Raw genomic sequence first — 26,042 nt, forward strand, 5'->3', positions numbered from 1 at the left:
TCCTGCGATTACGGACAGTAACGATATGGCGGGAGGGGGATCGTGGGACGGCGGGTCATGGCGCGGGTGGTGGCGGCCTCGCTGCTGGCGGGCGGCTGCCAGGCTGTCGTGCCGTCGCCGGAGGACAGCGGGCGGCGGGCCGTACTGTCTCCGGTCTCCCCCGTGTCGCCGGGGGTGCCTGTGTCTCCGGCCTCTCCTGTGTCGCCGGTGTCGCCGGGGGCTTCACCGGTCCCACAGCTGACGCCGCGCCAGTTCGTGGCCAGGGGCAGGTTCACGGTGGACCAGGGCACGGTGAGCCGCTCCCAGGGCGGGTACCAGGCCGACGGGGCCAACGAGTCGGCGATCCTGGTGTCCGGGCCGGGGCGGCTGGCGCTCACCAACCCGCAGATCGACAAGACCGGGAACTCCGCGTCGAGCAGCGAGAGTGGCTTTTTCGGGGTGAACGCGGCGGTGCTGGCCCAGTCGGGCGGATCCGTCGAGATCTCGGGCGGGTCGGTGACGACGGACGGTGCGGGCGCGAACGGCCTGTTCGCCTACGGGGAGAGCTCCACGGTGTCGATGACGGGCGGCACGATCGAGACGTCCGCCGACTACTCCCACGGCGGGTCGGCGGCGGATAGGGGCCGGGCGACCCTGGCCAGGGTGAAGGTCACGACCTCGGGCATCCACTCCGCCGCGGTGCTCGCCGCGCGAGGCGGCGGCGAGGTGACGGTGATCGGCGGGGAGCTTGCCACCTCCGGGCGCCTGTCCGCCGGGGCGTACAGCATGGGCTCGGTGACGTGCGTCGGGGCGCGCCTGGAGGCGGAGCGGGGCGAAGGGCTGGTGGTCGACGGGGCGAGCTCGTTGTCGGCCAAGGATTGCGTGGTGCGGGGGGCGGTCGGGGCCCGGATGTTCCGGCTGGGCGGCCGGAGGAAGGGGCCCAGCGTGCTGACCCTGGAGGGCGGCCGGCTGATGGCGGAGAAGGGCGACACGTTCCAGGTGAGGGGCACGACCGGGCTGATCACGGTGCGGAGGGGGGTGCGGGTGCGCAACGACGGGCGGCTGCTTCACGTCACGCGGCTCGCGCGGGCGGCCCTGACGGTGGAGGGCAGCGCGCTCGACGGCGACGTCATGACGGACGAGACCAGCTCGGCGACGGTGGAGCTGCGCGGGGGCGCGCGGCTGACGGGGCGGATCTCCCGGGCCGCCGCGCTGGCGCTGGACGCCTCGAGCCGGTGGTCGGTGACAGACGACTCCGTGGTCGGCGCGCTCACCGGCGCACAGATCAAGGGCGGGGTCGTGGAGAACGTCATCGGGAACGGGCACGTCGTACGCTACGACCCCCGCCTGCCGGCGAACCGCGCTCTGGGGGGCAGGTCCTACGCGCTGGCGAAGGGTGGACGCCTGCTCCCCGGCCGATGAGCGCCGCCCGCCGCGGTCACGCCCCGGGGATCAGCCGATCTCGTGGTCCAGCACGAAGGAGTGCCCGCCGTTCTCGAGGATGATCTTGCCCTCGCCGCGCAGGCCGGCGAGCTCGCCGGTGCCGGAGGTGGGGACGATCAGCCAGCGCATCCACTGCTCGCCGTTTTCGGCGCCGGCGCTGTGCTGCAGGACGAAGGTGCCGGTGCGGCCGCCGAGGCTGCCCTGGACGTACTCGATCCCGGTGTAGGCGGCGGGGCCGGCGTCAGTGGCGACGGTGAGGATCTCGGTGGTGCTGGTCCCCCGGAGGTCGCCCTGGAATTCCTTGGTGATGCGCACCCGGGTGATGGTCGCGCCCTCCCGCTGGTCGGTGGCCATCTCGGTCCAGTCGGTGATCTCGAACGTGCCGGTCGCGCGCGTGGTCATCGTCGTCTCGCTCATGTCGTGGGATGGGGTCCGGCCGGGCGCCGAGGGCCGGCGCCGGTCTGGTGGTGAGTATTCAGGCCATACCTGTCAGCCCGCGTCAGGTTGGCCCACGGCGTTCATACGCGGCGGGGATCAGGCGGGCTTCTCCCAGATGGAGACGTGGCTGGTGCTGTCGGCGGTGAAGGGGCCGCGATCCCAGTCGCCCCAGCGTTCGCGCAGCCGCATCCCGGCGAGCCGGGCCATGAGGTCGAGCTCCGCAGGCCAGACGTAGCGGAACGGGATCGACCGGTACTCGCCGCGGCCGTCGACGACCTCGACATAGTTGGAACTCATCGCCTGGGTGGCGACGTCGTACACGTCGATCGCCCACAGTTCCGGGCCGGTGCGCCACGGCACGGCGTTCTGGCCGGGCGGCAGCTTGCGCAGGTCGGGGACCATGACCTCGATGACGAACCGGCCGCCGGGGGCGAGGTGGTCCGCCACGTTGCGGAAGCAGGCCACCTGCGCGTCCTGGGTGGTCAGATTCATGATCGTGTTGAAGACCAGGTAGGCGAGCGAGAACGCGCCGTCCGCCTTCGCGGTCGCGAAGTCGCCGATCGTCACGCCGATCGCGTCACCGCCCGGCTTGGCGTGGAGCCGGGCCACCATCGCGCGCGACAGGTCGATGCCGTGGACGGGGACGCCGCGGCGCGAGAGCGGTAGCGCGACGCGTCCGGTCCCGATGCCCAGTTCCAGTGCCCGGCCGTCGCCGGCGAGCTCGGCCAGAACCTCGACCGCCGGGTCCACGGCAGCGGGTTCGAACATGTCGGCCGCCGCCTCGTCGTAGGTCGCCGCGACGTTTTCTCCGAAGTAGCCGTCAGGATCGTCCATGCCGCAGACCGTAATCAGGCGAGCCCTCGCGAAGCCATCCGTTTTCCGCCGGGCAGGGTCAGCAGGCCACGGACGGTGCTCTCGGCACCGGCGGTCTCGGGGCGCAGGGCGATGAAGTCGCTAGCTATAGCGATCACTTCTCTAATGTGTCAACGGCAGGGATAGCATTAGGTCCGTGAGTGACGTCGTTCCCCTGACGGGTGAGCCCCTGGCGCTGGACCTGGTCAACACCCGCCCGGCCGTCGGCGATCTGATCGCCACCCCCGACGCTCTGCACGCCTGGCTGGAACTGCAGGCCGGACGGCTGCCGGACGCGAGCGCCGCCGAGCTCACCGTCGCGGATCTGGCCGCCGTGCACGCGGTACGCGACCACACCGCCCGCGCGCTCGACCGCGTTCGGCACGGTCGAGCGCCCGCCGCCGCCGATCTGGCGGCGCTCAACGACGCGCAGCGCGCCGCGCCCGCGATCAACGAGCTGTCCTGGGAGGGGGCGGCGGTCGTGACGCGCCGCGCCCGGTCGGGGCCGGTCGGGGTGCGGCTCGCCGCGGCGCTGGCCGAGGCCGCCGCCGGCCTGCTGGTCGATCCAGGCGTCACCAAGGTCCGCCAGTGCGAGGCCCACGACTGCGTGATGCTGTTCCTGCCCGCGCACCCCCGGCGCCGCTGGTGCTCGGCCTCCCGATGCGGCAACCGCGTTCGCGTCGCCCGCCACTATCACCGCAGCAAGGCCCCCTGACGGAACACCCGGCGACACGGGCCGGGGTGAGATTTTTCCACCGATCTCGTCAACGAGGTACCGCCGGGGCGGGTGCTGCCACATGATCGGTGTCATGCGTCTTGCGCGACTGCTCCCCCGGCCCGCCCGAGCGCCGATGCCGCCGGCCCCCGACCGCCGGCCGGTACGCGGAATGTCCCGCGAATGCTGACCTCGCCGTTCCCGGCGCGCGGTGACGCGCGGGCGGCCGACCGGGTGTTCGGGGCGTCCGCCGCCACACCGCGCCGGGCGCGGGCCTTCGTCCGCGCGCAGCTCGCCGGGTGGGGGCTGCCGGAGCTGACCGACACGGTCGAGCTGCTCACGTCCGAGCTGGTGACCAACGCGGTGCGGGCGACGGAGGCGGTGGTCGGCCTGCCGGTGGCCTCCTCGGTGTTCCCCGTGGCCTTGCGGATGGTCGCGCTGCGGCTGGTGCTGTCGGCCCGCAGCCTCGTGGTCGAGGTGTGGGACATCAGCGCGCAGATGCCGGCCACGCAGCGGGCCGATCCGCCAGACGAGCTGCGGGAGGGCGGGCGCGGGCTGACGCTGGTCGGCGCGCTGTCCACGGCGTGGGGGCAGCGCACCGCGCCCGGCCGCGGCAAGATCGTCTGGTGTGAGGTCGCCGTGCCCGTGAGCCCGGCCCCCTCCCCCGTTTCCGCCCCGCCGCCCGTACGGCGGCCGAGCACGACACTCCCGCGGCGCCTGCGGCACGCGCGGGTTGCCGAGCGCGCCGACGGCCCGGACGCGCGTACGCTCCGGTGCGTTCTGGAGGGCCTGCGCCGGCTCGACTGATAGGGGCGCGCCGGGCCGGGAAGCCAGGGAAGGCGAGAGGCCAGGAAGCCGGGGAAGGCGGGAATAGGCAAGGCGCCGCCAAAGGCGTGCAGGGTCAGGCCACGATCAGCGGTCCGGGCGTTAGTCGCGCGCCGGGTGGGCACGGTGGGCCTTCGGGAGCCGCTCCGAGGCCGGGCCGCCGGGGCCCCGGCCGGGAGCGGAGGTGAGGCCCGCCGGGAGGCGACCATGGACGCTCGGATCACATTGCGGGTGGACGGCCGGGTCAGGCCGGTCGCGCTCGACACCCGCACCACGTTGCTCGACGCGCTGCGCGACCACCTGTCGGTCACCTCGCCCAAGAAGGGGTGCGATCACGGCCAGTGCGGCGCGTGCACGGTGCTGCTGGACGGGCGGCGGGTGGTGAGCTGCCTCATCCTCGCGGTGACCTGCGACGGCGCCGAGGTCACCACCGCGCAGGGGCTGGCGCAGGAGGGCGAGCCGCACCCGGTGCAGCGGGCCTTCCTGGAGAAGGACGCCTTCCAGTGCGGCTTCTGCACCCCCGGGCAGGTCTGCTCGGCGGTCGGCATGCTGGAGGAGGTCAAGGCCGGGCATCCCAGCGAGGTCACCGATGACCTGACCGGGCCGGTCACGCTGGACGACGAGGAGATCCGGGAGCGGCTGAGCGGCAACCTGTGCCGGTGCGGCGCCTACGTCAACATCGTCGCGGCCCTGCGCGAGGAGGCCGAGTCGTGATCCCCTTCGAGTACCTGCGGGCCGGCGATCCGGCCGAGGCCGTGGCCGCCGTGGCGGGGCGGCCGGGCGCGGCCTTCCTGGGCGGCGGCACCAACCTGGTGGACCACATGAAGCTGGGCGTGGCCGGGCCCGACCTGCTGGTGGACGTGTCGCGGCTGCCGCTGGACCGGGTCGAGGAGACCGCGGGCGGCCTGCGGATCGGCGCCGCCGTACGCAACAGCGACCTGGCCGCACATCCGCTGGTCCGCGAGCGCTACCCGGTGCTGGCGCGGGCGCTGCTGTCGGGCGCCTCCGGGCAGTTGCGCAATGTCGCGACGATGGCGGGCAACCTGCTGCAGCGCACCCGCTGCCCCTACTTCCAGGACGTCACCACGCCGTGCAACAAGCGCGTGCCGGGGTCGGGGTGCTCGGCGGCCGGCGGGTACACCCGCTACCACGCGATCTTGGGGGCGTCGGAGCACTGCGTGGCGACGCACCCGTCGGACATGGCGGTGGCGATGGTCGCGCTGGACGCCGTCGTGGCCGTGCTCGGGCCGGGCGGCGCGCGCACGCTGCCGCTGGCCGAGCTGTACCGGCTGCCCGGGGACGCGCCGCAGCGGGACACGGTGCTGGAGCACGGCGATCTGATCATCGCCGTCGAGCTGCCGCACCTGCCGTTCGCGCGGCGTTCGGCGTACCGGAAGGTACGTGATCGGGCCTCCTTCAGCTTCGCGCTGGTGTCGGTCGCGGCCGCGCTCGACCTGTACGGCGGCCTGGTGCGGGACGTACGGCTGGCGCTGGGCGGCGTGGCGCACAAGCCGTGGCGGGCGACGCGGGCCGAGGCGGAGCTGCGCGGCGGTCCCGCCACGGAGGACGCCTTCCGCCGGGCGGCCGAGGCCGAGCTGGCCGCGGCGCGGCCGCTGCCGGGCAACGCGTTCAAGGTGGCGATGGCGCGCAACGCGGTCGTGGCGACGCTGCGCGCGCTGGCCGAGGAGGGGCGATGACGGTCTGGCGAGAAGCGGTGGGCGCGCCCGCGGCCCGGGTGGAGGGGCCGGCCAAGGTGACCGGCCGCGCCGGCTACACCTACGACCGGCCGGTGACCGATCCCGCGTACGCGTTCCCGGTGCAGGCGACGATCGCGCGCGGCCGGGTGGCCTCGATCGACTCCGCGGCGGCGGCCGGGGTGGAGGGGGTGCTGGCGGTGGTGACCCACCGCGACGCGGCGCGCCTGGCCGATACCGGGGACGCCGAGCTGGCGGTCCTGCAGTCGGACGAGGTCGGCTTCCGGGGGCAGTTCGTCGGGGTGGTGGTCGCCGAGACGCCGCAGGCCGCGCGGCATGCGGCCGGTCTGGTGCGGGTGGAGTACGAGCAGCGGCCGCACGACACCGAGCTGCGGGCCGACCGGTCCGGCCTGTACGCGCCGGAGCAAGTCAACGGGGGGTTCGTGAGCGACACCGACGAGGGCGACGCCGAGGCGGCGCTGGAGGCGGCGGCGGTGACCGTGGACCGGGTCTACACGACGCCGATGGAGTTCAACAACCCGATGGAGCCGCACGTCAGCGTGGCTGTGTGGGATCCGGGTGAGCGGGCTCCGGGCGGCGGGTTCGCCGAGAGCGCGCGGCTGACGCTGTTCGATTCGACGCAGGGCCCGCATGTGGTGCGCTCGACGCTGGCGCAGGTCTTCGGCCTGCCGCCGGAGCGGGTGCGGGTGATCTCCCCGTACGTGGGCGGCGGGTTCGGGTCCAAGGGGATGCCGCACGCACACAACGTGCTCGCGGCGCTGGCGGCGTGGGCGGTGCCGGGGCGGCCGGTCAAGCTGGCCCTGACCCGGCAGCAGATGTTCGCGCTGGCGGGCCATCGCACGCCGACGATCCAGCGGGTACGGCTGGGCGCCGGTGCGGACGGGCGGCTGACGGCGGTGGCGCACGAGGTGGTGGAGCACACCTCCGCGATCAAGGAGTTCGCGGAGCAGACGGCCGTCGGGGCGCGGATGATGTACGCGGCGCCGAACCGGCGGACCTCGCACCGGCTGGCCGCGCTGGACGTGCCGGTGCCGTCGTGGATGCGGGCGCCGGGCGAGGCACCGGGGTTCTTCGCCCTGGAGGTGGCGATGGACGAGCTCGCGCAGGCGTGCGGGCTGGATCCGATCGAGCTGCGGGCGCGCAACGATCCGGAGGTGGACCCGGAGTCCGGCCGGCCGTGGTCGGGGCGCCATCTGGTGCGGTGCCTGCGTGAGGGCGCGGCCCGCTTCGGGTGGGCCGAGCGCACGGCGCCCGGCACCCGCCTGGTCGGGCGCGAGCTGGTGGGCCTGGGGGTGGCCGCCTCGACCTACCCGTACTACCGGTTCCCGGGGTCGCGGGCGGTGGTCGAGTACGAAGGCGGCGGGCGTTACACGGTGCGGATCGGCGCGGCCGACATCGGCACCGGCGCCTGGACGGCGCTGACGCAGATCGCGGCCGACGCGCTGGGCTGCCGCCTTCGCGCGGTGCGGGTGGAGATCGGGGACAGCGATCTTCCGGCGGCGACCGTGGCCGGCGGGTCGTCGGGGACGACGAGCTGGGGGTCGGCGGTCGTCGCGGCGTGCCGGGCGTTCCGCCACGTGTACGGGGAGCAGCCGCCGGCGGGAGCGGAAGCTGGCGCGGACATGCCGGACGATCCGGACGCCGAGCGGTTCGCGATGCACTCCTTCGGGGCGCAGTTCGCGGAGGTCCGGGTGGACGCCGACACCGGTGAGGTCCGGGTGCCGCGGATGCTGGGGGTGTTCTCGGTGGGCCGGGTGGTCAACCCGCGGACGGCGCGGTCGCAGTTCATCGGCGGCATGACGATGGGGCTGTCGATGGCGCTGCACGAGCGGGGCGTGCTCGACCACCGCACCGGCCATGTGATCAACCACGATCTCGCGGAGTATCACATCGCCACCCACGCCGACGTGGTGGACGTGGACGCCGTCTGGCTGGATGAGGAGGACGTCCACGCCGGGCCGCTGGGGGCCAGGGGCATCGGCGAGATCGGCATCGTGGGCGCCGCGGCGGCGATCGCCAACGCGGTGCACAACGCGACCGGGGTATGGGTGCGGGATCTGCCGATCACGCCCGACGTGCTGCTGCGCTGAAGCCGCCGCGCCGCGGTGCACGCCGCGGTGCGCGCCGGGATGTCCGGAGGACGGTCGAGGCCGGGAAATATGCCGACCAGACGGTCACGCTCCGCTACTCGGCGGCGTGATCGTTGATGAGGTCGTACGCGTGCCCGGCTCGACAGCCTGCGAATCGATCCGGACGCCCGCCGCGCCCACATCGGCGCCGGCGTGTCCTCCGGCCGGGTGCAGGCCGCCGCCGCGCCGTACGGACTGACCGGCCTGCCCGGCAGCTCCCCGGTCGTCAGCGTGACCGGCGTCGCCCTCGGCGGCGGGCTGAGCTGGTTCGGCCGCGCGTGCGGGTGGGTCGCCGACAGCGTCAGCGCGTTCGACCTCGTGGACGCGGACGGCCACCAACGGCACGTCACCGCCGGTATCGACCCCGACCTGTTCTGGGCCCTGCGCGGCGCGGGCGGCGACTTCGCGATCGTCACGGGCCTGGAACTGACCCTCCACGACGCGCCGCGCCTGTACGGCGGCCGCATGGTGTGGACGGCCGAGCACGCCCCCCAAGGTGATGAACGCCTACCGGCAGATCACCGCGACCGCCCCGGACGAGCTGACCGTGTGGCTGGACCTGCTGCACTTCCCCGGCTCCGACCCCATGGTCGCCGTCGATGCCACCTACCTCGGCGAAGCCGAGCAGGCACGCGACCTGCTGGCCCCGTTGGACCGCCTGCCCCGGCCGCTGTCGGACGGCAGGCGGGTCATGGCGGTCTCCGAACTCGGGACCATCACCGCGGAACCGACCGACCCGGGACCCGGGCTGTCGCGCGGCGAACTGCTCACCTACCTGGACGACGTCGCGGCCAAGACGCTGCTCGCCGACCCGATCGCGCCGCTGTTGAGCGTCCAGATCCGGCACCTGGGCGGCGCGTTCGCCCGCCCTTCCGACAGCCCGCACGGCCCGCTGGCCGAGCCCTACGCGCTCTACCTGTTCGGCGTCCCCACCGACCCGGCGACGGCCCGGGCCATCGCGGACAAGCAGCGCGCTCTCGCCGGCGCGCTTCCCGTCAGCGGCGGCAAGCCGTTCAGCTTCCTCAATCCCGGTGAGACCGCGGCCGACGCGTTCACTTCCACCACCCTGAGCCGGCTGCGCGCCGTCAAACGCCACCGGGACCCGCACAACACCTTCCGCAGCAACTTCCCGGTGGGAGGGTGACCGCTGCGTCCCGGCGCCAAGGGTGTCTTTCCTTCAGATGCTGGTCGGCTTCCCGAGGCCATGCGGGTGCTTGCGGCGGGAGGATGTCCGGAACGGGCGGCCGGCTTCGACGTTCCGGGTGAGAGGCGCCGCGCGGGCGCCGGCCGAGAGGGAGAGACCGTGAAATACATGATCATGCTGTACGGCTCGCAGCAGGACTACGACGCCCTGGCCGGGAGGCCGGGCGAGCGGCCCGCCTGGCCGGCCGAGGACGTCGCGGCGATGCACGCGTTCATGGAGGCGTGGAACAACGAACTGGTCGACTCCGGGGAGTTCGTGGACGCCCGGGGCCTGGCCGCGCCCGTGCACACCAGGCGGGTCGGGCTGCGCGCGGGCGTGCCCGTGGTGACCGACGGCCCGTACGCCGAGACCGAGGAGGTGCTCGCCGGGTACACGATCGTCGAGTGCGAGAGCTTCGACCGGGCGACCGAGATCGCCGCCCGCCTGGCGAAGACGCCGCGTCCGGAGAACGCCGGTCCTGACCATGAGTGGTACGTGGACGTCCGGCCACTCGACGGCCGCGGGGAGCCGCAGGAGTGACCTCCACCCCGCGGGGCGGCGACGTCGAGGATCTGCTGCGCGCGCTGGCGCCGCGGGTCCTCGGCGCGCTGGTGCGGCGTTACGGGCATTTCGACACGGCCGAGGACGCGGCGCAGGAGGCGCTGCTCGCCGCCGCGCTGCGCTGGCCGGAGGACGGCGTCCCGGACCGTCCGCTCGGCTGGCTGGTCGCGGTGGGCGCGCGCCGCCTGACCGATCTGCTGCGCACCGAGCAGGCCCGGCGACGCCGCGAGGACACGGTCGCGGCGTGGGCGCTGACGGAGCGGTGGCCGGCGGACGCCGCCGATCGGCCGGCCGCGGACTCCGACGACTCGCTGATCGTGCTGTTCATGTGCTGCCACCCCTCGCTGTCGCCGGCGTCGCAGATCGCGCTGACCCTGCGCGCGGTCGGCGACCTGACCACCGCGGAGATCGCCCGGGCGTTCCTCGTGCCGGAGGCGACCATGACGCGACGCATCAGCCGGGCCAAGCGGCAGATCACGGAGAGCGGCGTCCCCTTCCGGCTGCCTTCGGGGCCCGAGCGCGCCGAACGGCTCGGCGCGGTGCTGCACGTGCTGTATCTGATCTTCAACGAGGGGTACGCGGCCACGTCGGGGCCGAGCCTGCAGCGGATCGAGCTGGCCGACGAGGCGATCCGGCTGGCCCGCATGGTCCACCGGCTGCTGCCGGAGGACGGCGAGGTGACGGGGCTGCTCGCGCTCATGCTGCTCACCCACGCCCGGCGGGCGGCACGTACCGGCCCGGACGGCGCCCTGATCCCGATGGCGGAGCAGGACCGCCGCCGGTGGGACGCCGGCTGCGTCGCCGAGGGCGTGGCGCTCATCAGCGAGGCGCTGCCGCGCGGGGACGCCGGGCCGTACCAGCTGCAGGCGGCGATCGCCGCGCTGCACGACGAGGCGCCGAGCGCGGAGGAGACCGACTGGCCGCAGATCACGGCGCTGTACGAGGTGTTGCTGCGGATCTCCGACAACCCGGTGGTGGCGCTGAACCACGCGGTCGCGGTGGCGATGGCGCGCGGCGCGCGGGCGGGGCTCGACCTGCTCGACGCGCTGGCGGCGGACGAGCGGATCGCCGGGGACCACCGGCTGTACGCGGTGCGGGGCCACCTGCTGGAGAGCGCGGGTGAGGAGGCGGCGGCGCGCGCGGCCTATCTGGAGGCGGCGCGGCGGACCACGAGCTTCCCCCGGCAGCGGTATCTGCACGGCAGGGCGGCCCGCCTGGCGGGCGAGGACTCTTGACCTAGGACATTTAGGACATCGGTGACCGGCGGCGACGGCGCAGGCCGTAGGCGGCGGCCCCGACGGCCAGGACGACCGCTCCGGCGACCACCGACGAGAGCGGCAGGGCGAAGGCCAGGATCAGGCAGCCGGCCAGGCCGAGTACGGGCACGGCCCGCCGGTGCGGGGCTCCGGCCGGGATGAGCGTCACCGCGCTGGCGTTGGCGATGGCGTAGTAGACGAGCACGCCGAAGGAGGAGAACCCGATGGCGCCGCGCAGGTCAGCCATGCCCGCCACCACGGCCACGACCGCCCCCACCGCCAGCTCGGCGTGGTGGGGTACGCCGAACCGCGGGTGGACGGCGGCGAGGGCGCCGGGCAGGTGCCGGTCGCGGGCCATGGCCAGCGTCGTACGGGAGACCCCCAGGATCAGCGCGAGCAGCGAGCCGGTCGCGGCGACCGCCGCGCCGACGCGTACCAGCGGCACCAGGCCGGGCAGCCCGGCGGCGCGGGCGACCTCGGCCAGCGGGGCGGCCGCCCCGCCGACTCCTGCGGCGCCCAGCACGCTCAGCGCCGCGACCGCGACCGCCGCGTAGACCACCAGGGTGATGCCCAGCGCCAGCGGGATGGCGCGGGGGATCGTGCGCGCGGGGTCGCGGACCTCCTCCCCGAGCGTGGCGATGCGCGCGTACCCGGCGAACGCGAAGAACAGCAGGCCCGCCGCCTGCAGCACCCCGCCGGGTGAGGCGTCCGAGCCGAGGCCGAGCCGGGACGCGTCCGGCGCGCCGGAGGTGAGGGCGGCGATCACCACGGTGGTCAGCACCGCGAGGACGACGGCGACGATGACGCGGGTGAGCCAGGCGGACCTGTGCACCCCGACGTAGTTCACGGCGGTCAACGCGACCACGGCGGCCACGGCCACCGCGTGCGCCTGCTCAGGCCAGACGTAGTAGCCGACGGTCAGGGCCATCGCCGCGCACGAGGCGGTCTTGCCGACGACGAACCCCCAGCCGGCCAGGTATCCCCAGAACTCCCCCAGGCGTTCGCGGCCGTAGACGTAGGTGCCGCCGGAGGCCGGGTAGCGGGCCGCGAGCCGGGCCGAGGAGGTGGCGTTGCAGTAGGCGACCGCCGCGGCCAGGGCCAGTCCGAGCAGCAGCGCGGATCCGGCCGCCCGCGCCGCCGGGGAGAGGGCGGCGAAGATCCCCGCGCCGATCATGGACCCGAGGCCGATCACCACGGCGTCGAAGGGCCCGAGCCGGCGCCGCAGCTCGTCCGGGGCCGCGGCGGCGGTCGTCGCCTTGCCCAATCGGCTCACCCCTTGTCCCGTCACCGTACGCGAACCGGCCGGACCCGCATGCCGCCGCGACAGACCGTCGGCAACGGTAGCGAACCTCGTCGGCTACTGGTGGCACGAGGTACGGCCCAACCGCGAACCCCGGCGGTGCGGCGCGCCCTGGACTCCGGCCCGCGCCGGTCACCGGGGAGAGCCGGAGCGCCGTGCGGCCGCTGCCCGGGTCGAGGCCGCCGAAGCCGGTCGCGCGATAATTTCCGGAGGATGTCCATCTGGCGGTGCCCCGTTCGTAGTTATGGCATGCGGCGATCCCGCCGCGCGATGAGACGAGACAACGGAACACTGAGGGAGCCGGTCATGAAGTACATGCTGCTGATCCAGGCGGGCGAAGTCGCCGAGAACGGCGAGGCCGCCGAGAGCGATTTCGGGGCCTGGGTGGCCTACGACAAGGAGGTGAAGGACGCGGGGATCTTCGTTTCCGGGGAGTCCCTGGCGGACCTGGTCACCGCCACGATGGTGCGCGTCAGCCCGGACGGCGAGCGGACCGTGACGGACGGGCCGTTCGCCGAGACGCGCGAGGTGCTCGGCGGGTTCTACGTCATCGACGTGCCGGACCTGGACGCCGCGCTGGACTGGGCGGCCCGCTGCCCCGGCGCCCGCGGTAGCGGCTCGGTGGTGGTGCGGCCGATCGCCGACTTCGGGGTCTGATTGTGCGTGACGAGCGGGCGGACGGCGTGGCGTTCGTGGAGGCCGTGTTCCGCGAGGAGCACGGCCGGCTGCTGGCCGCGCTCGTCCGCCGCTTCGGTGATCTGGACCTGGCCGAAGAGGTCGCGTCTGAGGCGATCGAGGCGGCGTTGGCGCGCTGGCCGGTGGACGGCGTCCCGCCGAAGCCCGGAGCCTGGTTGATGACCACGGCCCGGCGCAGGGCGGTCGACCGGCTGCGGCGCGACCAGGCTTTCGCCGCACGGCTGGCGGTGCTGCGGGTGGAGGCGGAGCGGGCGGAGCCCGCGCCGGCCCCGGACGCGGACGGCGGCCTGCCGGACGAGCGGCTGCAGTTGTTCTTCACCTGCGCCCACCCCGCGCTCGCAGCCGAGGACCGGGGGGCGCTGATGCTGCGCTGCCTGGCCGGGCTGTCCACGCCGGAGGTGGCGCGGGCCTTCCTGGTGCCCGCGGAGACGATGGCCAAGCGGATCACCCGGGCGAAGAAGAAGATCCGCGCCGCCCGGATCCCGTTCCGGGTGCCCGGTGCGGACGAGTTGCCGGGGCGGCTGCCGGGCGTGCTTCAAGTGGTGTATTCGATCTTCACCGAGGGGTACGTGGCCAGCTCGGGCCCACGTCTGCAGCGGCTCGACCTCGCCGAGGAAGCGATCCGCCTCGGGCGCATCCTGCGCCGTCTGCTGCCCGCCGAGCGGGAGGTCGCCGGGCTGCTCGGGCTGATGTTGCTGGTCCACGCCCGGCGGGACGCGCGCAGCGGCCCGGACGGCGAGGTGGTGCTGCTGGAGGAGCAGGACCGTGCCCGGTGGGACCGCGGCATGATCGCGGAAGGCCGTGACCTGGTGGCCGTCGCGTTGACCGGCGGGCCGCCGGGCCCGTACGGGGTTGAGGCTGCGATCGCCGCCCTGCACGACGAGTCCGTCAGCCTCGACACCACCGACTGGCCGCAGATCGTGGCGCTGTACGACGTGTTGCTCGCACTCGTCCCGTCTCCGATCGTCGCGCTGAACCGGGCCGTGGCGGTGGCGATGCGTGACGGCCCGGAAGCCGGCCTGGCGCTGCTGGACGAGTTGGCCGGCGAGCCGCGGCTGCGCGGCTACCACCCCTACCCCGCGGCGCGGGCGGATCTGCTGGGCCGGGTCGGCCGATTCTCCGAGGCCGCCGCGGCCTATCGCCAGGCCCTCGAACTGGCGGGCACCGAGCCCGAGCGCGCGCACCTCCGGCGGAGGCTGGACGCGATCGAGGATTAGGTGGGCGAGCCGGCCGCCGGGACGCGGCGTCACGCGCCAGGGATCCAGCAGGGTCAGCGCCGCCTCGGCGCGTTCCCGGGACAGGCCCGTGTGGTGGGCCTGTCCCGGGTACGGCCGTCGGTCCGGTCAGCGGCGGCGTCCGCTGGGCGAGGTCGGCGTCCGCCGGCATCCCGAAGTGGGTGAGCACGGGCGGGGGGCCGCATCGGCCAGGCGAGTCGTGCCGCCTCCGGCCACGTCGCTTGCTCATGAGGGACACGTGTCGCGCCGGTCCTCAACGCGGACGCCGCCGAGGTGGGCGGATAGCGCGTGCGCCACTACTGTGAGGCTGCCGACGTCGAGGTGACTCACAGTGGACGGCGGGCCGGCCGTTCCGGGACGGTCCCGCCACGGCGTCGCCGGGCTCACGAACCCGTCTTATGGTCCGTCCACGTGGTCCGTCATGGTCGCTCATCCCCGGGAGACAGCCGTGTCCCTGCCTCTGCCCGACCCCTTCCCCCCGCCGCGCTCCCGGGCCGGACGGCCTGCCCGCCTTGGCGTGGTTCCCACCGTCGTGGCCCTGCTCGCGGGACTGCTCACGGCCGCCGATCGCGCCGACGCCGGGTTCTCGCCGAGCCCGTCGCCGAGCGTGACCCCGACCGCCTTGCCCTCCCTCTCCCCCTCGCCGTCGGCGTCGCCGTCCCCCCGCGGAGGGACGTTCACCGTCGTGGCGGCGGGCGACATCGCCGCGCAGTGCACGGCGAGCTCCAGCTCCTGCGCCCATGCCAAAACGGCCGCGCAGGTCCAGGCGATCAACCCGGAGTTCGTCCTCACGATGGGTGACAACCAGTACGACCGCGGCACGATCAACGACTACCGGAAGTACTACGACACGACCTGGGGCAAGTTCAAGAACAAGACCCGTCCCACGGCGGGCAACCACGAGAGCTACGACCCGGCCGGGTTCGAGGCCGGCTACAAGTCCTACTTCGGGGCGATCGCGTTCCCGAACGGCAAGAGCTGGTACAGCTTCGACCGGGGCAACTGGCACTTCATCGCCCTCGACTCCAACCTCTTCGACCAGACCGCGCAGATCGACTGGCTCAGGGCCGACCTCGCCGCCACCACCAGGGGCTGCGTCGCCGCGTACTGGCACCACCCGCTGTTCAGCTCCGGCGAGCACGGCGACGACCCCGTCAGCCGGCCCGTCTGGCAGATCCTCTACGACGCCGGAGCCGACCTGGTGCTCAACGGGCACGACCACCACTACGAGCGGTTCGGTCCGCAGAACCCCTCAGGCAAGGCCGACCCGAACGGCCCGGTCGAGCTGCTCGGCGGCATGGGCGGCGCCGAATCGTACAAGATCAAGAACGTCCGGCCCAACAGCCGGTTCCGGCTCAGCGGCACGAGCGGCGTGGTGAAGCTGACGTTCACCGACAGCACCTTCTCCTGGCAGCTCATCGGCACCGATGGCAAGGTGAAGGACACCAGCCCGACCTACGCCTGTCGCTGATGTACGCCCCGGCGATCCGGTGGCCCCGGCCGGTGGCCGTGCCCGCCGACGGCGGTGGCGCCGACGGCCGCGCGCGGCGCGGGAAAACCTGTTGCGAAAATGTCGGTGCGCTTCACTAGGGTCTTGCCACGTGGCAGAGCAACCAATGATCTTGGCTCGTGGTCTGGTCAAACGTTTCGGCGACTTCACCGCGGTCAACGGCATCGACGTCGAGGTCGCGCCGGGCGAGGCGTTCGGCTTCCTGGGGCCCAACGGGGCGGGCAAGTCCTCGACGATGCGGATGATCAGTTGCGTGTCCGCGCCAACCTCAGGCGAGCTGCGCATCCTGGGGATGGACCCGGTGCGCGACGGCACCAGGATCCGCGCCCGGCTGGGCGTCTGCCCGCAGCTGGACAACCTCGACCCCGACCTGACAGTGCGGGAGAACCTCACCACCTACGCCCGATACTTCGGGCTGTCCCGCGTCGAGGGGCGGCGGCGGGCCGACGAGCTGCTGGACTTCGTCCAGCTCAGCGACCGGGCGGGCAGCATGGTCGAGCCGCTGTCGGGCGGCATGAAACGCCGCCTGACGATCGCCCGAGCCATGATCAACGAGCCGGACATCGTGCTGCTCGACGAGCCGACCACCGGCCTCGACCCGCAGGCCAGACACCTGCTGTGGGAGCGGCTGTTCCGGCTCAAGCAGCGCGGCACCACGCTCGTGCTCACCACGCACTACATGGACGAGGCCGAGCAGCTGTGCGACCGGCTCGTGGTCATGGACGGCGGAAAGATCGTCGCCGAGGGGTCGCCGCGCTCGCTGATCGAGACGTACTCCACGGCCGAGGTGGTCGAGCTGCGCTTCCCCGACGGCCTCGACCTGAACGCCGACTACGCGGCGAAGATGAACGGGATCGGCGAGCGGGTGGACCCGCTGCCCGACCGGGTGCTGCTGTACGCCGACGACGGCGACGCGGCGCTGACCGAGGTGCACCGGCGCGGTCTGACGCCCTCCAGCGTACTGATCCGCCGCTCCACCCTGGAGGACGTGTTCCTCCACCTCACCGGCCGGACGTTGGTGGACTGACATGACCGCCGGCACCGTCCGTCCCAGCATCGCCGTCCTGGAACGGCAGCTGACGCTCTACCGCAGGCTGTGGCGGGCGTCGGTGTTCTCCTCGTTCGTCCTTCCGGTGCTCTTCGTGATCAGCATCGGCATCGGGGTCGGCGGATACGTCGGCTCCGTCAAGGGCGTCGACTACCTGTCGTGGATCGTCCCCGGCGTGGTCGCCTCGACCGCGTTCCAGATGGCGCTCGGCGAGTCGACCTACCCCCTGCTCGGTGACTTCAAGTGGTCGCGCGCGTTCCACGCGATGCGGGCCACCCCGGTCCAGCCGAACCACATCCTGACCGGCCACCTGCTCTACCTGCTGTTCCGGGTGACGACCGCCGTCCTGGCGTTCCTGCTCGTGGTGCTGTTCTTCGGCGCGCTGCGCTCGCCGTGGGCGGTGACGGTCCCGCTCGTCTGCGCGCTGCTGACGGTGGCCACCGCCGCGCCGGTCAGCGCGTTCGCGGCCAGCATCGACAGCGACAGCCACTTCACGCTGCTGTTCCGCTTCGTGATGATCCCCGCGTCGCTGTTCTCGGGCGTCTTCTTCCCCATCGAGCAGCTCCCCGGCCTGATCCGGCCGGTGGCGTACGTCTCGCCGCTGTGGCACGCCGTGGAGCTGTGCCGCTCGGCCACGCTCGGCACCGCGCCGCCGTGGCCGGTCGCCGCGCACGTCGGCTGCCTGCTGGTGTGGGCCGTCGCGGGCACGCTGCTCGCCGCACGCCGGTTCCGCCGGAGGCTGGAGGACTGATGTTGACCACTCTGGCGGCCGCGAGGTCGATGCGCGCCTCCCGTCCGGGGCTCTCCACCACACGGGTCGGCGCGGTGATCAGCCGCAACGTCGGCGCGTTGCGCTCGGGCCCGGCCTACTGGATCGTGCTCGTCTCCGGCTTCTTCGAGCCGCTGCTGTACCTGCTATCCATCGGCGTCGGCGTGGGCGCGCTGGTCGGAAACCTGACCGTCGACGGCCGCACCATGTCGTACGCCGCCTTCGTCGCCCCGGCCATGCTCGCGGTGTCGGCCATGACCGGGGCGCTGGCGGAGACCACGTTCAACGTGTTCTTCAAGCTCAAGTACGTGAAGACGTACGAGGCGGTGCTCGCCACGCCGGTGCGGCCGGTGGAGATCGCCTTCGGTGAGCTGACGTGGGCGACCGTCCGGGGCTCCCTCTACACCGCGATCTTCCTCGGCGTGATGGTCGCGCTCGGCCTGGCGCCGGTGGGCGGCGCGCTGGCCGCCTTCCCGGCGACGATCCTGGTGAGCCTGGCGTTCGGCGCGGTCGGCCTGACGATCAGCACGCTGATGCGCGGCTGGCAGGACTTCGACCTGCTGACCACCGGCCAGTTCGCGATGTTCCTGTTCTCCGGGACGTTCTCCCCGGTGCAGGACTACCCGGCGTGGATGGAGGTCCTGATCCAGATCACCCCGCTCTACCACGCGGTCGAGCTGGTGCGCGGGCTGTCCCTGGGTCTGTACGGCCCCGGCCTGCTGGGGCACGCCGCCTACCTCCTGGTCATGCTCGCGGCCGGGTTGTGGTTCGCCGCCCGCCGCATGGAGCGCCTGCTCTGCCCCTGACCGGCTGCCCGGCCGGGCGCCTACGGCGCGGGAGCGGACCCGGCCGCCGAAGCAGGAGCGGCGGCCGGGTCCTGTCCCTCGTCTCTCGGCCGCCGCTTCGCACGTCTACCCGAGGAACTCCCGCAGCGAACGCGGTTGGCGACCCAGGATGTCGGCCACGGTCGTGGTCGTGCTCGCCCAGCGGCCATCCCCGATCTGCGACATGAGTCGGGCCAGGTCACGGGCCGCTTGGGCGGGCATGCCGCGCTTCTCCAGGTGAGTGGCGGCTTCCTCGACCGGCAGGTCCACGTAACGCACGGTCCGGCCGAGTGTTCGGGTGAGCTCGGCGGCGACCTCGTCATGCGTAGGTGCCACCGGCCCGGTGAGCTCGTAGGTGGCGTCGGCCCCGACGGGACGCGTGAGCAGCACGGCCGCGACCGCCGCGATGTCACGCGCGTCGATGTAGCCGACCCTGCCTCTGCCGTACGAGCCGAAGATCCGCCCCTCCTCGTCGACGTCGCCTGCGAGATTCTGCATGAAGCCGACGGGCGCCAGGATCGACCACGGCAGTCCCGAGGCCTTGAGATGATCGTCGACCTGTCCGTGCATGCCGAACCCGAGCAGGCTGCTCGACGTCACGCCGCGCACGGAGACGGTCGCCACCTGCGCCGCTCCCGCGGCCGCCGCATGATCGATGGCCGCCTGGTGCGCTCGCACGAAACCCGGCCACAGCCCGCTGTTGAGAAAGAGCCTGTCACCGGGCTCGAGCGGGATGCTCTCCGGCCGCTCCAGGTCACCGACCACGTAGTCGCATCCCAGTTCTTCGCCCTGTTCCGCGCGCCGTACCACGGCTCGCGCCGCATCGCCGAGTTCCTCGATCAGCGCACGCCCGATCGTGCCTGTCGCACCTGTCACCACAATCATCGCGCAACCCCCTAAGCGGAATGTTGGCTTCCTCTTCTATACTAAGCGGAAGCTTGTCGTCCAGTTATGGGGAGTTCAATGCGCGCCGATGCACGCCGCAACCGGGACAGGATCCTGGAGGCCGCGCGCGACGCGGTGGCCGAGCGCGGCACGGACGCGCCGATGGAGCTGATCGCCCGCCGGGCCGGCGTCGGGGTCGGCACGCTCTATCGGCGCTTTCCCGACCGCGGCGTGCTGCTCGCCGCCTTGGCGGAGCAGTACGTTCACGAGCTCATGGACGCCCTCGACCGCGCCGCGGCGGCCGAGCCTGACGCGTGGGCGGCCATTCGCGCCTTCGTCGTCCACAGCGTGGAGAAGAGTCGCGGTGCCATCGCGGCCGCGCTGGCCGGGACCTCCGCGCCGCAGGCGAGGCAGGCGCTGACGCGGCGACTCGACGAGTTGGTACGGCAGGCGCAGGTGGACGGTGCGATGCGTTCAGATGTCGGCACCGGCGACCTCATGGATCTGCTGAACGTGTTCGCCTGCCACCCGGGCGTCATTCCGGAGCGCTTCCTGCCCCTCATGCTCGACGGGATAGGCCGCCGCTCGGAGAAGGGCTGACCGGTTGCCCGCTTTATGCCGGTATCACGGCCCGATTTTCCGGCGGCCGAACGGCCCCCACGCAGCGTGGGGGCCGTTCGGCACGTGCAAGGAGCGGGAGATCAGACGCCGAACGCCGCCGGGTAGCGGATGACGCCGCTCGGGACCGGCCGCTCAGGGTCGAGGGCGAGCGCCATCATGTACTTGTCCTCGACATCGAAGGGCGGGCGGATGCCGAACCCGGAGGCCGGAGTGAAGCCGAACCGCGGGTAGTACTCGGCGTGGCCGAGCACGACCACCAGATTCTCGTCCTGCTCGCGGGCGGCGCGCAGGGCGGCGTGGATGGCGGCGGAACCGGCGCCCCACCGCTGGTGCTCGGGCCTGACGGCGCACGGGCCCAGCGCGAGCGCCGGGGAGTCGCCGACGTGGCAGCGTGTGAGCAGCGCGTATCCGGACAGGTCGCCGCCGAGTGACTCGGTCAGCCAGGACAGGCCGGGCATCCACGCCTGCGGGTCGGCCCGCAGAGCCTCGATGAGGTCGGCCTCGTGCGGGGTGGGGAAGGCGGCGAGGTTGATGTCGCGGATGGCGGCGACATCGCCGGCGGTCTCGGGGCGGGCGGTCCAAGAGGTGGTCATGGTCGGGTTCGCTTCCTCGTTCTCCCGCAGTCGCAGGACGTAGTCGGTGTGCTGATAGCCCGCGACGTGCTCGCGGCGCAGGGAAAACGCCGCCACTGCGGGGTCGCCGATCACGCCGGGCAGGCTGTCGGGCATGGTGGTGTGTGCTCCTGGTGGACGTTGAGCGGGCCCGGAGACCGGCGGGACGCGGCCGGTCATGGCTGCTGATCCCGGAACTTGTAGGTCGCGCGCAGATGACTGGTGATGGCCTTCTGCCGCCTGGCGCGCTCGTCGCGCAGCCGGGCGTCGGTGCGTGAGGCAGCCCAGGCGTTCTCGCGTTGCAGTTTGCGATAGCTGTCCAGCCGGCGCTGGGGCAGCTCGCCCGCCCGGATGGCGGCCTGGACCGCAGGGGGTCAGGAGCGGGCCGGGCCCGTGCGGCGCCGCGAACGTGGCCCGCACCGGGCCAGACGCGGTCATCGCCGAGCACAGTCCGCGATCGACGCGTGAGATCCGGGCCGGTAGGAGGCCCGCTTCGTAGCGTTCGGTGAAGGCTTGGTCGAGTGCGTCGGTCCACCCGTACCGGGACAGGCCGGATGGATTCGTGAAGGTATGTGGCAACGTGAGACACCTTGCGGAGAAGGGGCCCCGACGAGACGCGGACGCCACCCCCATAGGCGAGCCTGGCGGCTCAAGGTTGGGGGAAGAAGCAGGTCAGACCGGGACCCGGGACGTGAGGATGGTCCGGGCGCTGCGCACGGCAGCGGTCTTCACCGCGGTCATCAAACCTCACCTCCCTCTCATGCCGATCCAACACCAAACGTCCGAGAGCCTAGCACCCTCAGCTGCGGTGCCGATCACATTGTGCCGGGGGACGAAGTCCGACAACTGATCGGGCGCCGACCGGCTGGGACCCGCCGCCGGCCCGCCGCGAAAGGGCGCACGCGCGGCTGTCGTTGCCGCGGCGCTCGACTGACCCCTACGCCTCAGACAGGATCCGTAACTGTCGGTAGCGTCCCGTAACGTTGCGCCCGTTGTCGTCGGCATCGGAGGGGTGGCCACCGTGAACGAGATTCCCGAGCGCAAGCTGGAGCTGATCCGAAAGCTCCTGGCGGTGGCCGAGCATCCCAACACCGGCGCGGCCGAGGCCGCCGTCTACCTGGAGAGGGCGTGCGCCCTCATGTCGGCGTACGGGGTCGAGCAGGCCGTGCTGGCCGACGCCGGGCAGGTGCGCGACGAGGTCGATCAGTTGACCATCGAGATCGGCAATCCGTACCAGCCGGATCGGCGCTCCCTGCTCGCGGGCGTGGCCTCCGCGCTGCGCTGCCGCACGATCTACTGCAAGGTCGGGGCGGTGTCGCGAGTTCAGGTCATCGGCTTCCGGTCCGATCTCGACCTGGTGGAGATGCTCTTCACCTCCCTCTGCCTGCAGATGGCCTCCGCCGTCGTGCGTGAGCCGGTGCCATCCGGGCACACCACGATCAGCTTCCGGAAGAGCTGGATGGCCGGATACGCCAACCGGGTCTGTGAGCGGCTGCGCGCGGCCGAGAGGGCGGCCGCTATGGACGCCGACCGGGCGGGGGCGCCGGGCGGCGGGCGCTCGACCGAGCTGGTGCTGCGTGACCGGGTCGCCGAGGTGCGTCGGGAGTACGAGCGAATGTTCCCCCATGTGCGCCGCGCCGGGCGGCGCACGATGAGCGACTGGTCGGGCTGGGCCGGGGGCCGGGCTGCCGGGGATCGCGCCGATCTGGGCGGCTCCCGTGTCGGCGCCCCGAGCCGGGCCGCGCTCGGCCGGTGAGGTTCACCCGCGGCGGGCGCCGATGACGGCCGTCGCGTCCAGTTCCTCGCAGTCGGCCACGCGTGGGACCAGCCCGGCGCGGGCCACGGCCTCCGCGGTCGGCGCGGCCTGGCGTCCGCTCGTCTCGACCAGGAGGTGACCGTCCGGGGCTAGCCACCGCGACGCGTCGGCGATCACCCGCCGAACGACGTCGAGGCCGTCCGCACCACCGTCGAGCGCCACCCTCGGCTCGTGGACGCGGGCCTCCGGCGGCAACAGCCCGATCGCCTCGGTCGGCACATACGGGGCGCTGGCGATCAGGAGGTCGACCCGTCCGCGCAGGGTGGCGGGCAGCGGTGCGTACAGGTCGCCTTCGTGGACGTGGCCGCCGGCGGCGGCGAGGTTGCGCCGGGCGCAGCGCACGGCGGCGGGGTCGATGTCGACGGCGTGCAGTTCGACGCCGTCCACGGCGGCGGCCAGGGCGACGCCCATCGCGCCCGTGCCGCAGCACAGGTCGACGACGACCGCGCCCGGCCGGGCGAGGGCGATCGCCTGGCCGACGAGGAACTGGGTGCGCGGGCGGGGGACGAAGACGCCCGGGTCCACCGCGATGCGCACGCCGCAGAAGTCGGCCCAGCCGAGGACGTGTTCGAGGGGCAGGCCGCGGACCCGCCGGTCGACCATGGCGGCGAGATCGGCCGGGGTGGGTGCCGCCGAGACGAGGAGCCGTGCCTCGTCCTCGGCGAAGACGCATCCCGCGGAGCGGAGGGTGGTGACAATGTGTGACATGGAGGAAAGCGACGGCGAAGCCGACATGGGAGCCTTTCGGAAGCCGAGGGGCGCTCCCGCGTGCCCGGTCAGACGAGCCGGACGGCGGTGAGAAGGGAGCACCCTGCCTGGTACGGCGGAATGGGGCTCACCTCCTCGCGTTGGGGATCGTCGCTGGGGACGGCAACACTACCAGAGCGGTCGGGCCCCCCTGCCCCGAGAAGGACAGGTCAGGGCCGAAGCCGTCGGTGAAGACTCCTGCGGTGGCTCTCCGGTAGCCCTGGGCCGGCCGCGCTCAGGCGGTGTGCTCGAGGAACTCCCGGGCAGTCGGGACGTCCCAGTATGGCTTCAGGTGGCGGCGGAAGTCGGCCAGCGCACCCGAGGGGCGGGCCGAATCGACGCCGCCGTTCTGCTCATAGGCATGGCGTGCGATGGCGTCATCACGCAGAGTGGCGGCCGACAGGGCGGGTACGGCCAGGACCAGGGGTTCTGAGGTCGTCCTGGTGGTGGGCGTGCCCGCGTGGGCTGGGCACGCCCGGATGATCGTCGGCGAGAGTGAGGGTGGCTCGGTGTTGCGGGGTTTCAAGAATTTCCTGATGCGCGGCGATGTGATCGTGGTCGCGGTCGGCCTGATTACGGCGTTGGCGTTCAGTACCTTGATCAAGGCGTTCACGGACAACGTGATCAATCCGATCATCACGGTCGCGCAGGGCGGAAACGCGCCGGCGCTGGGCTGGCAGCTGGGCAAGTCCGGCAACCCGGCCACCTACCTGAACATCGGCGCGTTCATCTCCGCGATGATCTACTTCGTCCTCTTCATGGCGGTCGTCTACTTCCTGATCGTCATCCCCTACAAGCGCGTCCAGGCCCGGCGCGGCGTCACGGTGTTCGGCGACCCGAAGCCGGCGAAGACCTGCCCCGCGTGCCTGTCGGACGACTTGCCGGTGGCGGCGTCGAAGTGCCGCTACTGCGCCACCGACCAGCCCCCGTACCCCCGGTAGGCCTGGTTCTCCTGGCGGCTTTCCCGGTTCGACGGCCGGCGCGGCGGGTCGTGTTCCATGACCCGCGCCAGCAGGAACTCGTCCAGCTCCTTCAACAGTGCCTCCCCCATGCAGGGCGACCGGAAGGGCCGAGAATCCTCCATCTCTCACGCAGCACCGCTTCAGGTGGCTGCTCCCACATCTCAAGCCCCTCTCCGCGTTCGTGACACACTATCCGCCCGAATTTTCGCGAGAACCACGGCAACTCCGAAGGCGTAGACCGGGCTGAGCCGTGTCGCTGGGCGGGCGGGCCGAGCCTGCCGCATGTGTATAGTCGGTTCCTGATATCAGGAGGCGACTATGGCACGCAGTGTGGACAATCCCCTGGCGCTGGCCCTGATGGGCCTGCTCATGGAGCGGCCCATGCACCCGTACGAGATGGCCGCCGTGCTGCGGGAGCGCGGAAAGGACGCCAGCGTCCGGATCAACCGGGGCTCCCTGTACGACGTGGTGGCCGCGCTGGAGGGGCAGGGGTGGATCACGCCGACCGGACATGTCCGGGAGGGGAACCGCCCGGCCCGGACGGTGTACGGGCTGACCGACGAGGGGCGGGCGGCGTTCGCCGCCCGGGTTGAGGAGCAGATCCGGACCCCGCGGCGGGAGTTCCCGCTCTTCCTCACCGCCGTCGCCTATCTCGGCGCGCTGGGTCCGGCGGGGGCCGCGGTGGCGCTGCGGGAGCGGGCCGACCGGCTCCGCGCCGCCCTCTCCGACGACGAGCGGGCGCTGCGGGAGGCGACGGCGTCCGGCGGGGTGCCCCGCCTGTACGTCATCGAGGCCGAGTACGCCACGCACATGGCGCGCGCCGAGCTGGACTGGGTGACCGCCGTCGCCGAGGAGATCGACGGCGGAACCCTGGCCTGGCCGGGTGAGCCGGCCGCCTCCACCCCTGAGAAGACGAAGGGAACCGACCATGACCTCAGCCGGTGACGTGTCCGACGGCCTGCTCTTCGGCGTCTATCCCGGCGGTATCACCGGCGACGACGCGGGTGGGCTCGCCGGGGGGCCGCCGGACGATCCGGAGCGCATCGTCGAGGCGCTGCGGTCGCTCCAGTGCGGTGAGCGGCCTTTCCTGGTGCGTGGCTACGTCGGGTTCACCGACCCCGATGACCTCCGCGTCCACGTCCAGGCGCCGGAGCGGGTTGAGCGGTACGCCGGTGAGGGGCGCGCCCTCGACCTGGTCGTCCAGTACCAGTCGCGGGGCGGCGACGTCGCCGGATATGTCGCCTTCCTCCGGGATCTCGTGCGCCGCCACGGGCGCAGCGCCGCGACCGTGCAGGTGGCCGAGGAGCCCAACGTCGCCGGCAACCCGACGCTGGACGGCTACTACCCGGGCGTCCGGCAGGCGGTGGTCGAGGGCGTGATCGCGGCCAAGGACGAGGCGCGGCGGCAGGGCTTCGGCCACCTGAAGATCGGGTTCAACACGACCCCGCTGTTCGGCCCGGGCGAGGGCTTCGTCGCCGCGCTCGTCGAGGCGGGCGGGCGGCCGTTCCTGGACGCCCTCGACTATGTGGGCCTGGACTTCTTCCCGGATGTCTTCATGCCGGTCCCCGCCGACCGGCTGCACGACGCCGTCACCGGTCTGCTCCGCCTGCACCGGGCCGAGCGTCTCACCCCGGCGGGCATCGATCCCGCCGTTCCGCTGCACGTCACCGAGAACGGCTGGCCCACCGGCCCGGAGCGTACGCCGGAACGGCAGGCGCGGGTGGTGGAGACCGTCGTCCGCGCGATCGACGGCTGCCGAGACGAGGTCAACATCGTCGGCTACACCCACTTCGCGTTGCGCGACGCCGACAGCTCCCAGCCGGGCCTGTTTCACCGGTTCGGCCTCATGTCCGACGACTACACGCCCAAGCCGGCCTTCGCCGTGTATCAGAAGCTGATCGCCGAGCTGGGGCGCTGACCCC

29 protein-coding genes and 1 pseudogene are annotated in these 26,042 nt (G+C 72.8%); 21 read left to right on the forward strand and 9 right to left on the reverse strand.

Features of this window, described 5'->3' with window-relative positions:
* Positions 1 to 42: 42 nt before the first annotated feature.
* Positions 43 to 1,401, forward strand: a complete 1,359-nt coding sequence (locus ACQP1V_RS20975) for a hypothetical protein (protein WP_433425505.1) — start codon at positions 43 to 45, stop codon at positions 1,399 to 1,401.
* A 30-nt stretch (positions 1,402 to 1,431) separates the two neighbouring features.
* Here ACQP1V_RS20975 and ACQP1V_RS20980 read toward each other — a convergent pair whose 3' ends face one another.
* The 3 genes from ACQP1V_RS20980 to ACQP1V_RS20990 all read right to left on the reverse strand — a co-directional run bounded on the left by ACQP1V_RS20980 (position 1,432) and on the right by ACQP1V_RS20990 (position 2,831).
* A complete protein-coding gene (locus ACQP1V_RS20980; RefSeq protein WP_433425507.1) occupies positions 1,432 to 1,839 on the reverse strand; it encodes a DUF3224 domain-containing protein in 408 nt (135 codons plus the stop codon).
* Between the two features lie 117 nt (positions 1,840 to 1,956).
* Entirely contained in the window at positions 1,957 to 2,694 is a 738-nt protein-coding gene (locus ACQP1V_RS20985) for a class I SAM-dependent DNA methyltransferase (RefSeq protein ID WP_067127049.1), read from the reverse strand.
* A gap of 14 nt (positions 2,695 to 2,708) precedes the next feature.
* Positions 2,709 to 2,831 (reverse strand): hypothetical protein, encoded by a 123-nt coding sequence (locus tag ACQP1V_RS20990; RefSeq protein ID WP_433425509.1) that lies wholly within the window; start codon positions 2,829 to 2,831, stop codon positions 2,709 to 2,711.
* 38 nt (positions 2,832 to 2,869) lie between these two features.
* Between ACQP1V_RS20990 and ACQP1V_RS20995 the strand changes: the two genes are divergently transcribed.
* The 9 genes and pseudogenes from ACQP1V_RS20995 (at position 2,870) to ACQP1V_RS21035 (ending at position 11,075) form a co-directional block, all read left to right on the forward strand.
* Positions 2,870 to 3,427 (forward strand): CGNR zinc finger domain-containing protein, encoded by a 558-nt coding sequence (locus ACQP1V_RS20995; RefSeq protein WP_433425511.1) that lies wholly within the window; start codon positions 2,870 to 2,872, stop codon positions 3,425 to 3,427.
* 183 nt (positions 3,428 to 3,610) lie between these two features.
* The gene (locus tag ACQP1V_RS21000) at positions 3,611 to 4,234 is read left to right on the forward strand and encodes an ATP-binding protein (protein ID WP_433425513.1); all 624 of its coding nucleotides are present in this window, start codon (positions 3,611 to 3,613) and stop codon (positions 4,232 to 4,234) included.
* A gap of 225 nt (positions 4,235 to 4,459) precedes the next feature.
* A complete protein-coding gene (locus ACQP1V_RS21005; protein ID WP_387409703.1) occupies positions 4,460 to 4,966 on the forward strand; it encodes a 2Fe-2S iron-sulfur cluster-binding protein in 507 nt (168 codons plus the stop codon).
* A complete protein-coding gene (locus tag ACQP1V_RS21010) occupies positions 4,963 to 5,949 on the forward strand; it encodes an FAD binding domain-containing protein (protein WP_433425515.1) in 987 nt (328 codons plus the stop codon). Before ACQP1V_RS21005 ends, ACQP1V_RS21010 begins: the two co-directional genes overlap by 4 nt.
* Positions 5,946 to 8,057, forward strand: a complete 2,112-nt coding sequence (locus ACQP1V_RS21015) for a xanthine dehydrogenase family protein molybdopterin-binding subunit (protein ID WP_433425517.1) — start codon at positions 5,946 to 5,948, stop codon at positions 8,055 to 8,057. The genes ACQP1V_RS21010 and ACQP1V_RS21015 overlap by 4 nt, the downstream gene beginning before the upstream one ends.
* A 192-nt stretch (positions 8,058 to 8,249) precedes the next feature.
* Positions 8,250 to 8,384, forward strand: a pseudogene (locus ACQP1V_RS21020) (hypothetical protein); the annotation flags it as partial.
* A gap of 211 nt (positions 8,385 to 8,595) precedes the next feature.
* Positions 8,596 to 9,240, forward strand: coding sequence for a hypothetical protein (locus ACQP1V_RS21025; protein ID WP_433425519.1), 645 nt, complete (start codon positions 8,596 to 8,598; stop codon positions 9,238 to 9,240).
* Positions 9,241 to 9,408: 168 nt separating this feature from the next.
* Positions 9,409 to 9,819, forward strand: coding sequence for a YciI family protein (locus ACQP1V_RS21030; RefSeq protein ID WP_433425906.1), 411 nt, complete (start codon positions 9,409 to 9,411; stop codon positions 9,817 to 9,819).
* Positions 9,816 to 11,075 carry an RNA polymerase sigma factor gene (locus tag ACQP1V_RS21035; protein WP_433425520.1) on the forward strand — a complete coding sequence of 420 codons (1,260 nt, stop codon included), beginning with the start codon at positions 9,816 to 9,818 and terminating at the stop codon, positions 11,073 to 11,075. The genes ACQP1V_RS21030 and ACQP1V_RS21035 overlap by 4 nt, the downstream gene beginning before the upstream one ends.
* A gap of 10 nt (positions 11,076 to 11,085) precedes the next feature.
* Here ACQP1V_RS21035 and ACQP1V_RS21040 read toward each other — a convergent pair whose 3' ends face one another.
* Entirely contained in the window at positions 11,086 to 12,369 is a 1,284-nt protein-coding gene (locus tag ACQP1V_RS21040) for an APC family permease (RefSeq protein ID WP_433425522.1), read from the reverse strand.
* Between the two features lie 333 nt (positions 12,370 to 12,702).
* On the opposite strand from ACQP1V_RS21040, the gene ACQP1V_RS21045 reads away from it, so the two are divergent.
* The 6 genes from ACQP1V_RS21045 to ACQP1V_RS21070 all read left to right on the forward strand — a co-directional run bounded on the left by ACQP1V_RS21045 (position 12,703) and on the right by ACQP1V_RS21070 (position 18,460).
* Positions 12,703 to 13,053 carry a YciI family protein gene (locus tag ACQP1V_RS21045; RefSeq protein ID WP_433425524.1) on the forward strand — a complete coding sequence of 117 codons (351 nt, stop codon included), beginning with the start codon at positions 12,703 to 12,705 and terminating at the stop codon, positions 13,051 to 13,053.
* Between the two features lie 2 nt (positions 13,054 to 13,055).
* The gene (locus ACQP1V_RS21050) at positions 13,056 to 14,309 is read left to right on the forward strand and encodes an RNA polymerase sigma factor (protein ID WP_433425526.1); all 1,254 of its coding nucleotides are present in this window, start codon (positions 13,056 to 13,058) and stop codon (positions 14,307 to 14,309) included.
* 466 nt (positions 14,310 to 14,775) lie between these two features.
* Positions 14,776 to 15,798 carry a metallophosphoesterase family protein gene (locus ACQP1V_RS21055; RefSeq protein ID WP_433425528.1) on the forward strand — a complete coding sequence of 341 codons (1,023 nt, stop codon included), beginning with the start codon at positions 14,776 to 14,778 and terminating at the stop codon, positions 15,796 to 15,798.
* Between the two features lie 130 nt (positions 15,799 to 15,928).
* Positions 15,929 to 16,864, forward strand: coding sequence for an ABC transporter ATP-binding protein (locus ACQP1V_RS21060; RefSeq protein ID WP_433425530.1), 936 nt, complete (start codon positions 15,929 to 15,931; stop codon positions 16,862 to 16,864).
* A 1-nt stretch (position 16,865) separates the two neighbouring features.
* Complete coding sequence (locus ACQP1V_RS21065; protein ID WP_433425532.1) at positions 16,866 to 17,636, forward strand: ABC transporter permease; 771 nt, start codon at positions 16,866 to 16,868, stop codon at positions 17,634 to 17,636.
* Positions 17,636 to 18,460 carry an ABC transporter permease gene (locus tag ACQP1V_RS21070; protein WP_433226795.1) on the forward strand — a complete coding sequence of 275 codons (825 nt, stop codon included), beginning with the start codon at positions 17,636 to 17,638 and terminating at the stop codon, positions 18,458 to 18,460. Before ACQP1V_RS21065 ends, ACQP1V_RS21070 begins: the two co-directional genes overlap by 1 nt.
* Positions 18,461 to 18,565: 105 nt before the next feature.
* Here the strand turns inward: ACQP1V_RS21070 and ACQP1V_RS21075 are convergent, their stop codons facing one another.
* Positions 18,566 to 19,363 carry an NAD(P)H-binding protein gene (locus ACQP1V_RS21075; protein ID WP_433425534.1) on the reverse strand — a complete coding sequence of 266 codons (798 nt, stop codon included), beginning with the start codon at positions 19,361 to 19,363 and terminating at the stop codon, positions 18,566 to 18,568.
* A gap of 78 nt (positions 19,364 to 19,441) precedes the next feature.
* Here ACQP1V_RS21075 and ACQP1V_RS21080 point away from each other — a divergent pair, with 78 nt between their 5' ends.
* Positions 19,442 to 19,963, forward strand: coding sequence for a TetR/AcrR family transcriptional regulator (locus tag ACQP1V_RS21080; protein ID WP_084258498.1), 522 nt, complete (start codon positions 19,442 to 19,444; stop codon positions 19,961 to 19,963).
* A gap of 101 nt (positions 19,964 to 20,064) precedes the next feature.
* Here ACQP1V_RS21080 and ACQP1V_RS21085 read toward each other — a convergent pair whose 3' ends face one another.
* Positions 20,065 to 20,712: a GNAT family N-acetyltransferase gene (locus tag ACQP1V_RS21085; protein ID WP_433425536.1), complete on the reverse strand. Its 648-nt coding sequence runs from the start codon at positions 20,710 to 20,712 to the stop codon at positions 20,065 to 20,067.
* A 904-nt stretch (positions 20,713 to 21,616) separates the two neighbouring features.
* Between ACQP1V_RS21085 and ACQP1V_RS21090 the strand changes: the two genes are divergently transcribed.
* Positions 21,617 to 22,351, forward strand: a complete 735-nt coding sequence (locus ACQP1V_RS21090; RefSeq protein ID WP_433425538.1) for a DUF2786 domain-containing protein — start codon at positions 21,617 to 21,619, stop codon at positions 22,349 to 22,351.
* Between the two features lie 3 nt (positions 22,352 to 22,354).
* On the opposite strand, the gene ACQP1V_RS21095 is transcribed toward ACQP1V_RS21090, so the two are convergent.
* Positions 22,355 to 23,146 carry a putative protein N(5)-glutamine methyltransferase gene (locus ACQP1V_RS21095; protein ID WP_433425540.1) on the reverse strand — a complete coding sequence of 264 codons (792 nt, stop codon included), beginning with the start codon at positions 23,144 to 23,146 and terminating at the stop codon, positions 22,355 to 22,357.
* Between the two features lie 247 nt (positions 23,147 to 23,393).
* The gene (locus ACQP1V_RS21100) at positions 23,394 to 23,684 is read right to left on the reverse strand and encodes a hypothetical protein (protein WP_433425542.1); all 291 of its coding nucleotides are present in this window, start codon (positions 23,682 to 23,684) and stop codon (positions 23,394 to 23,396) included.
* Between the two features lie 10 nt (positions 23,685 to 23,694).
* Between ACQP1V_RS21100 and ACQP1V_RS21105 the strand changes: the two genes are divergently transcribed.
* Positions 23,695 to 24,099 carry an MscL family protein gene (locus ACQP1V_RS21105; protein WP_433425544.1) on the forward strand — a complete coding sequence of 135 codons (405 nt, stop codon included), beginning with the start codon at positions 23,695 to 23,697 and terminating at the stop codon, positions 24,097 to 24,099.
* On the opposite strand, the gene ACQP1V_RS21110 is transcribed toward ACQP1V_RS21105, so the two are convergent.
* On the reverse strand, positions 24,063 to 24,209 hold the full coding sequence (locus ACQP1V_RS21110; protein WP_433425546.1) for a hypothetical protein: 147 nt from the start codon (positions 24,207 to 24,209) through the stop codon (positions 24,063 to 24,065). The two genes, ACQP1V_RS21105 and ACQP1V_RS21110, sit on opposite strands and share 37 nt — an antisense overlap.
* 229 nt (positions 24,210 to 24,438) lie before the next feature.
* On the opposite strand from ACQP1V_RS21110, the gene ACQP1V_RS21115 reads away from it, so the two are divergent.
* Complete coding sequence (locus ACQP1V_RS21115) at positions 24,439 to 25,065, forward strand: PadR family transcriptional regulator (RefSeq protein ID WP_433425548.1); 627 nt, start codon at positions 24,439 to 24,441, stop codon at positions 25,063 to 25,065.
* A complete protein-coding gene (locus ACQP1V_RS21120) occupies positions 25,049 to 26,038 on the forward strand; it encodes a hypothetical protein (protein WP_433425551.1) in 990 nt (329 codons plus the stop codon). The genes ACQP1V_RS21115 and ACQP1V_RS21120 overlap by 17 nt, the downstream gene beginning before the upstream one ends.
* The last annotated feature ends 4 nt before the right edge of the window (positions 26,039 to 26,042 follow it).

The sequence above is a fragment of the Microtetraspora malaysiensis genome, assembly GCF_050947145.1.
Taxonomy (GTDB): Bacteria; Actinomycetota; Actinomycetes; order Streptosporangiales; family Streptosporangiaceae; genus Microtetraspora_A; species Microtetraspora_A malaysiensis.